Source organism: Streptosporangium sp. NPDC053982, from assembly GCF_055585205.1.
In genome coordinates, this window is sequence record NZ_JBVJKQ010000037.1 from 1 (window position 1) to 6,313 (window position 6,313).

4 protein-coding genes are annotated in these 6,313 nt (G+C 72.9%); 1 reads left to right on the forward strand and 3 read right to left on the reverse strand.

Features of this window, described 5'->3' with window-relative positions:
* Both ACZ6W9_RS36845 and ACZ6W9_RS36850 read right to left on the reverse strand, forming a co-directional pair.
* Window positions 1-1,549, reverse strand: a 1,549-nt coding sequence (locus ACZ6W9_RS36845) for an amino acid adenylation domain-containing protein (RefSeq protein ID WP_470121851.1), incomplete at its 3' end; no start/stop codon positions are given.
* Between the two features lie 212 nt (window positions 1,550-1,761).
* The gene (locus ACZ6W9_RS36850; protein WP_389970958.1) at window positions 1,762-1,962 is read right to left on the reverse strand and encodes an MbtH family protein; all 201 of its coding nucleotides are present in this window, start codon (window positions 1,960-1,962) and stop codon (window positions 1,762-1,764) included.
* Window positions 1,963-2,182: 220 nt separating this feature from the next.
* Between ACZ6W9_RS36850 and ACZ6W9_RS36855 the strand changes: the two genes are divergently transcribed.
* On the forward strand, window positions 2,183-2,719 hold the full coding sequence (locus ACZ6W9_RS36855) for a YbhB/YbcL family Raf kinase inhibitor-like protein (protein WP_389970961.1): 537 nt from the start codon (window positions 2,183-2,185) through the stop codon (window positions 2,717-2,719).
* Window positions 2,720-2,978: 259 nt separating this feature from the next.
* Here the strand turns inward: ACZ6W9_RS36855 and ACZ6W9_RS36860 are convergent, their stop codons facing one another.
* Entirely contained in the window at window positions 2,979-6,305 is a 3,327-nt protein-coding gene (locus ACZ6W9_RS36860; RefSeq protein WP_470121852.1) for a non-ribosomal peptide synthetase, read from the reverse strand.
* Between the last annotated feature and the right edge of the window lie 8 nt (window positions 6,306-6,313).

Below are 6,313 nucleotides of genomic sequence, written 5' to 3' on the forward strand. Positions count from 1 at the left end.
ACAGCGCGCACAGCCGTTCCTCGGCGGGGGTGCGCGGGGCCGTCCCGGAGGTCGTGGTCTCCGGGGCGGGCAGCGCGCGGCGGTCCACCTTGCCGTTGTGGTTGAGCGGCAGTGACGCCAGCACGACGAACGCCGACGGCACCATGTAGGCGGGCAGCGTCTCCCCGGCCGCCCGCCGTACCCGGTCGACGAGTTCCCCGGCGTCCGTGCCCGTGCCCGTGCTCGTGTCCGCGGTGCGCGGGACGAGGTAGGCGGTCAGCCGCCGGTCGCCGGGGTGGTCCTCCCTGGCCAGGACGACGGCCTGGGCCACCTCGGGGTGCCGCGCGAGGGTCGCCTCGATCTCGCCCAGCTCGATGCGGAAGCCGCGGATCTTCACCTGGCCGTCGGCACGCCCGACGAACTCCAGGTCACCGCCGGGCAGGCGCCGCACCAGGTCGCCGGTGCGGTACATCCGCGTGCCCGGCTCGCCGTACGGGCAGGCGACGAAGCGCTCGGCGGTCAGGTCCGGCCGGCCCAGGTAGCCGCGCGCCAGCTGCTCCCCGGTGAGGTACAGCTCGCCCTCGTCGGCGGGCCGCAGGTTCCCGTCCAGGACGTGGGCGCCGACGGCGTCCAGCGGGCGGCCGATGGGGACCGTGCCCGCCGGTGGTCTCCCCACCCGGTGGGAGACCGCGAACGTCGTGTTCTCGGTGGGGCCGTAGGCGTTGTGCGCGGACCCTCCGGCGAGGACGATCCGCTCCATCGCGGCGGGGTGGGCCGCCTCGCCTCCGCTCCACAGGAAGGGGACCCGCGCCAGCAGCTCCGGCGCCTCCTCGGCGAGCACGTTGAACAGGCCGGTCGTCAGGAACACCGCGGTGACCCGCTCGTCGTCCAGCATCCGGGCCACCGTCCCGGCGTCGACGGCGCCGGGTGGAGCCATGACCACGGTGCCGCCGTTCAGCAGCGGGACCCACAGCTCGTAGGTGGAGGCGTCGAAGGCGAACGAGGAGTGCGACAGCACACGGTCGTGCCCGCGCCAACGGTGGTCGGCGGCGAGGGCGGCGACGTTGCCGTGGGTGACGCCCACGCCCTTGGGCGCGCCGGTGGAGCCGGAGGTGAACATCACGTACGCCAGCCGGTCGGCGGCGATGTCCAGGCCGGGGCTCTCCGGGTCGGTGTCGTCGCCCACGACCAGGGAGGTGACGTTCCCGGGCGGCTCGTGGCCGGCGTGCGCCCTGTCGGTCAGCAGGATCCGCACGCCCGCCTGGCCGAGTATCGCCCGCAGACGGGCGGCCGGGTAGGCCGGATGCAGCGGGACGTAGGCGCCGCCGGCCTTGACGACGGCCAGCAGCGCCACCGCCACGTCGGCGGAGCGCTCCATGAGCACCGCGACGGGTGATTCGGGTCCGACGCCGACGGCGATCAGGCGGCGGGCCAGGGCGTTGGCCCGGCCGTTGAGCTCGGCCGCGCTCAGGCGGACCTCGCCGCAGACCACCGCCTCGGCGCCGGGGGCCGCCGCCACCCGCGCCTCGAACAGCCCGGCGAGGCTCCGCCGTAGGGAATTCGGGTTCACGGAATCTCCAGGTTCAGGGCCCGAGGGCACAGGGGGCCCAGGGCACGATGGGGCGAAAAGCCGAACCGATGACCCAGGCGCTGCTCAGCCACTGTCCGGCCGCGCGGAATACCCGGTTCTGAACGCGGTTCGTGGCGGTAGTCGCCCGGAGAGGAGAAAATCGACGCCCTTTTCGGGGCGTTAATAGCCTTTTTGGGGGTTTTATGTCCTTTTCAGGACACCCGAAGGCTGCGCGGCCGCATGTCGGCCCAGTTCGCGTTGACGAAGTCCAGGCAGCCCTGCCGGCTGTCCTTCTCGTGCGCGATGTCCCATCCGCTGGGAACGTCGGCGGAGGCCGGCCAGAGGGAGTGCTGCCCCTCGGCGTTCACCAGAACCAGGTAACTGCCGTTCTCGTCGTCGAACGGATTGCTCATGGAAACTCCGTGCTTTCGGAAGCGGTCTTGTGGACGTCTTTGTCAACCGGAACGCAGGGTTACCGCACATCGCCGGAAAGCGACCGATCCCACCATCTAAGTCACTAACACCCCGAATGCGGAGTATCTCCTATGCGTGCCGAGGGGTGTCAACCCTTGACAGTGAGGGGGAAAGTGACCAAGATCCCGTCAGCCAGGAGTCCGGAACGAAGACGGGGGAATGATGGCCGGTCGCGCGCCCATGCCATACGAATATCTGCGACAGGTGCCGGCTTTCACGGTCGCCAGCGACGATCTGGCGCACGGCGGGGTGCTTCCCGACGCGCACGTCTACGAAGCCGGCAACGTCTCCCCGCACCTGCGCTGGTCCGGCGCACCGGCCGGGACGAAGAGCTACGCCGTGACCTGCTTCGACCCCGACGCCCCCACCGGCAGCGGCTGGTGGCACTGGGTGCTGGCCGACATCCCGGCCGACGTGACCGAGCTGCCGCGCGGCGCGGGCAGCGGCGACATGGAGGGGCTGCCCAAGGGCGCCCTGCACGGCCGCAACGACTACGGCACCTTCGACTTCGGCGGAGCCGCCCCGCCCCCCGGCCCGGCCCACCGCTACGTCTTCGCCGTGCACGCCCTCGGGGTCGAGAGCATCGAGGTCACCCCCGACCAGACGGCCGCCGTCTTCAGCGGCACGATCAACCACCACGCCCTGGCCCGCGCGGTGCTGGTCGCCGAGTACGGCGTGCCGGGCTCCGAGGACTGACCGGCCGTCCGGCCCCTCGGCCCCTCACCCTCCGGTTCCTCCGGAGGGTGAGGGGCCGAACGCTTCCCCGGCACCCGGTCTCCTCCGGCCACCGGCCTTTCCCGGCCGTCCGCCGTCCGCCGTCCGCCGTCCTTCGGGCGGTACGGCCCGCCCGGCCGTCGTGACCGTCGTGGCATACCGGATCGGTATGCCACGACGGCCGTACGACGCGTGCCGGGCGCCGGGGATCCCCGCCGGACGAGGGCCGGCGGAACGGGACCTAGCCCCCCGCCTCGATGTCGGCGATCAGCAGTGCCTCCACGGCGTCGGCCAGCTTCTCGACGGTGGGGTTGGCGAAGATCATGTTGATCGGGATCTCCAGGTCCACCGCGGATCTGATGCGCGAACGGACCCTGATGGCGAGCAGGGAGTTGCCGCCGAGGGCGAAGAAGTCGTCGTGGACGCCGATGCGGGTGGTGTCCAGGACGTCGGTCCAGACGTCGGTGATGAGGTGTTCGGCGTCGGTGCGGGGTGGGACGAAGGCGGTGGCGGTGGTGTCCTGCCAGGTCGGGGCGGGCAGGGCGTGGCGGTCGACCTTGCCGCTGTGGTTGAGGGGCAGGGTGTCCATGACGGTGAGGGCCGCCGGGACCATGTAGGCGGGCAGGTTGTCCTCGGCGAAACGCCGCACCCGGGCGGCGAAGCCCTCCGATCCCTCACCTGAGCCCTCACCTGAGCCCTCACCCGGGAACGAGCCTGTGTCCGAGACCGATCCTGTGCCTGGGCCCGTGTTCGTACCGGAGCCTCCACCCGTCTCCGTGTCCGTGGCGCGCGGGACCAGGTAGGCCACCAGCCGCCGCTCTCCCGGCCGGTCCTCCCGGGCGAGGACGACGGCCTGGGCCACATCCGGATGGCGGCCCAGTACGTTCTCGATCTCGCCGAGTTCGATGCGGATGCCGCGGATCTTGACTTGGTCGTCGGCGCGGCCGAGGTAGTCCAGGGTGGCGTCGGGCAGCCATCGGGCGAGGTCGCCGGTGCGGTACATCCGGGTGCCGGGTTCGCCGTACGGGCACGCGATGAAGCGTTCGGCGGTCAGGTCGGGCCGGCCGAGGTAGCCGCGGGCCAGGTGGTCGCCGGCGAGGTAGAGCTCGCCGGGGACGCCGGGGGGGACGGGTTGGAGGTGGTGGTCCAGGACGTAGGCGCGGGTGTTGTCCAGGGGCCGGCCGATGGGGACGGGGGGGCCGGGGGTGGTGATGGGGTGGGCGGTGGCGTAGACGGTGGTCTCGGTGGGGCCGTAGCCGTTGAAGACGGTGCCGGCTCCGGCGGCCAGGACCCGTTCCACGGTCGCGGGGGAGGCGGCCTCGCCGGCGATCCACAACTCCGGGACGCGGGCGAGCAGGCCGGGGTGGTCGGGTGCCAGGGTGTTGAACAGGCCGGTGGACAGGAAGATCGCGGTGACGTGTTCGTCGTCGAGGGCCCAGGTGAGGGTGGTGGCGTCGACGATGCCGGGGGGCGCGACGACGACGGTGCCTCCGTTGAGGAGGGGGACCCATAGTTCGTACATGGACACGTCGAAGGAGGAGGCGGTGTGGAACAGGACCCGCCGGTGGGCGGGGCCCTTCCAGAGGCGGTCGGTGGCGAAGGAGCGGATGTTTTTGTGGGTGACGGCGACGCCCTTGGGGGTGCCGGTGGAGCCGGAGGTGAACATCGCGTACACCAGCCGGTCCGCGGCGATCTCCAGACCGGGGTTCTCCGGGTCGGTGTCGTCGCCGACGACCAGGGAGGCGACGTGGCGGGTGAGGTCGTGGGCGGCGCCGGCGGTGTCGGTGATGAGGATGGGCGCGCCGGTCTGTTCGGCGATCCAGCGCATCCGGGCCGGGGGAAGGGCGGAGTGCAGGGGGACGTAGGTGCCACCGGCCTTGACGACGGCGAGCATGGTGACGATGACGTCGGCGGAGCGGTTCAGCAGGGCCAGGACGGGGGTCTCCGCGGTCACTCCGGCGGTGAGGAGGCGTCTGGCCAGGGCGTTGGCCCGGCCGTTGAGCTCGGCCGCGCTCAGGCGCAGGTCGCCGCAGACGACCGCCTCGGCGCCGGGGTCCGCCGCGACCCGCGCCTCGAACAGTTCGGCGAGGTTGCCGGGCGGGGTGGGGGCGGCGGTGTCGTTCCATCCGGTGAGCAGCAGGCGGCGTTCGGCGGGATCGAGCAGGTCCACCGCGCCGATCGGCGTGTCGGGGTCGGCGGCGACCGCCTCCAGCAGCCGCACCAGCCGCGCCGCGATCATCTCGGCGGTGGCCCGGTCGAACAGGTCGACGGCGTACTGCAGCACACCCTCCACCCCGGCAGGGGCGCCGTCGGCGGTGGTGTCCTCGGTCAGGCCCAGCAGCAGGTCGCACTTGGCGCCGCCGAACCCGTACAGCGAGTACGCCGGATCCAGCGCCATCGTCAGCCCGGGAAGCCCGGCGTCCGCGCCGGGCGTGTTGAGCAGGGCCAGCATCACCTGGAACAGCGGCGGGCGGCTGTAGACCCTGGGCGGGTTCAGCGCCTCCACGAGCCGCTCGAACGGCACGTCCTGGTTGGCGAAGGCGGCCAGGTCGGTCTCGCGGACCCGGGCGAGCAGTTCGCGGAAGGTCGGGTCTCCGGATGTGTCGGTGCGCAGCACCAGCGTGTTGGTGAAGAAGCCGACGAGGTCGGTCAGTGCCTCGTCGGTGCGGCCTGCCACGGGTGCGCCGATGGGTACGTCGGTGCCCGCGCCCAGCCGGGTCAGCAGTGCGGCCAGCCCGGCCTGCAACGCCATGAACAGCGTCGTCTGACCGCCCCGGGCCACCGCCAGCAGCCGGGCGTGCAGCTCGGGGGACAGGCTCAGGGACACCGCCTCGCCCCGGTGCCCGCTCGTCGCGGGGCGGGGCCGGTCGGCGGGCAGCGCGATCTCGTCGGGTAGTCCGGTCAGCGCGGTGCGCCAGTGGGCGGTCTGCTCGCTCATCAGGCTGCCCGGGTCGGCGGGGTCGCCGAGCAGCTCGCGCTGCCAGCGCGTGTAGTCGCTGTAGCGGATCGGCAGCGGCGCCCAGCCGGGCTCCTCGCCGCGTGCCCGCGCGGCGTAGGCGGTGGCCAGGTCCCGCTCCAGGGGGCCGAGGGACCACCCGTCGATCGCGATGTGATGGAACGCCATCACGAGTACGTGTCCGCCGCCGTCATCGGGTTCCGAGCCCCCGGCCGGTCCCGAGGCCGCGTCGGAGGGTCCCGCGGTCCCGTCCGGTCCCGAGATCGCGCCGGAGGGCTCCACGGTCCCGGCGGGCCGTACGGCGCTCCCCGGGGGCCGTACGGCCCGCGCGTCCCCTCCGGAGGGCAGCGTGAACAGCTCCGCCCGCATCGGCGGCTCCGACGCCAGATCGAACGGCCGAAGCACCGTCCGCCGGATCGCGGCGTCCAGCTCCGCCTCGTCGACCTCGGTCACCGTCAGTTCCGGCGCCGTCTCCAGCACCCGCTGCGCCGGCCGGTCCTCCCGGGCGGGGAAGACGGTGCGCAGCGTCTCGTGCCGCCGGGCCACGTCGGCGACCGCGGCGCGCAGCGCCTCGCGGTCCAGCCTGCCCGTCAGCCGCAGCACCAGCGGGATCGTGTAGA

Excerpts from the sequence above, each read along its gene's own strand:
- ACZ6W9_RS36850 (WP_389970958.1), bottom strand. The coding sequence starts at position 1,962 with ATGAGCAATCCGTTCGACGACGAGAACGGCAGTTACCTGGTTCTGGTG.
- ACZ6W9_RS36855 (WP_389970961.1), top strand. The coding sequence starts at position 2,183 with ATGATGGCCGGTCGCGCGCCCATGCCATACGAATATCTGCGACAGGTG.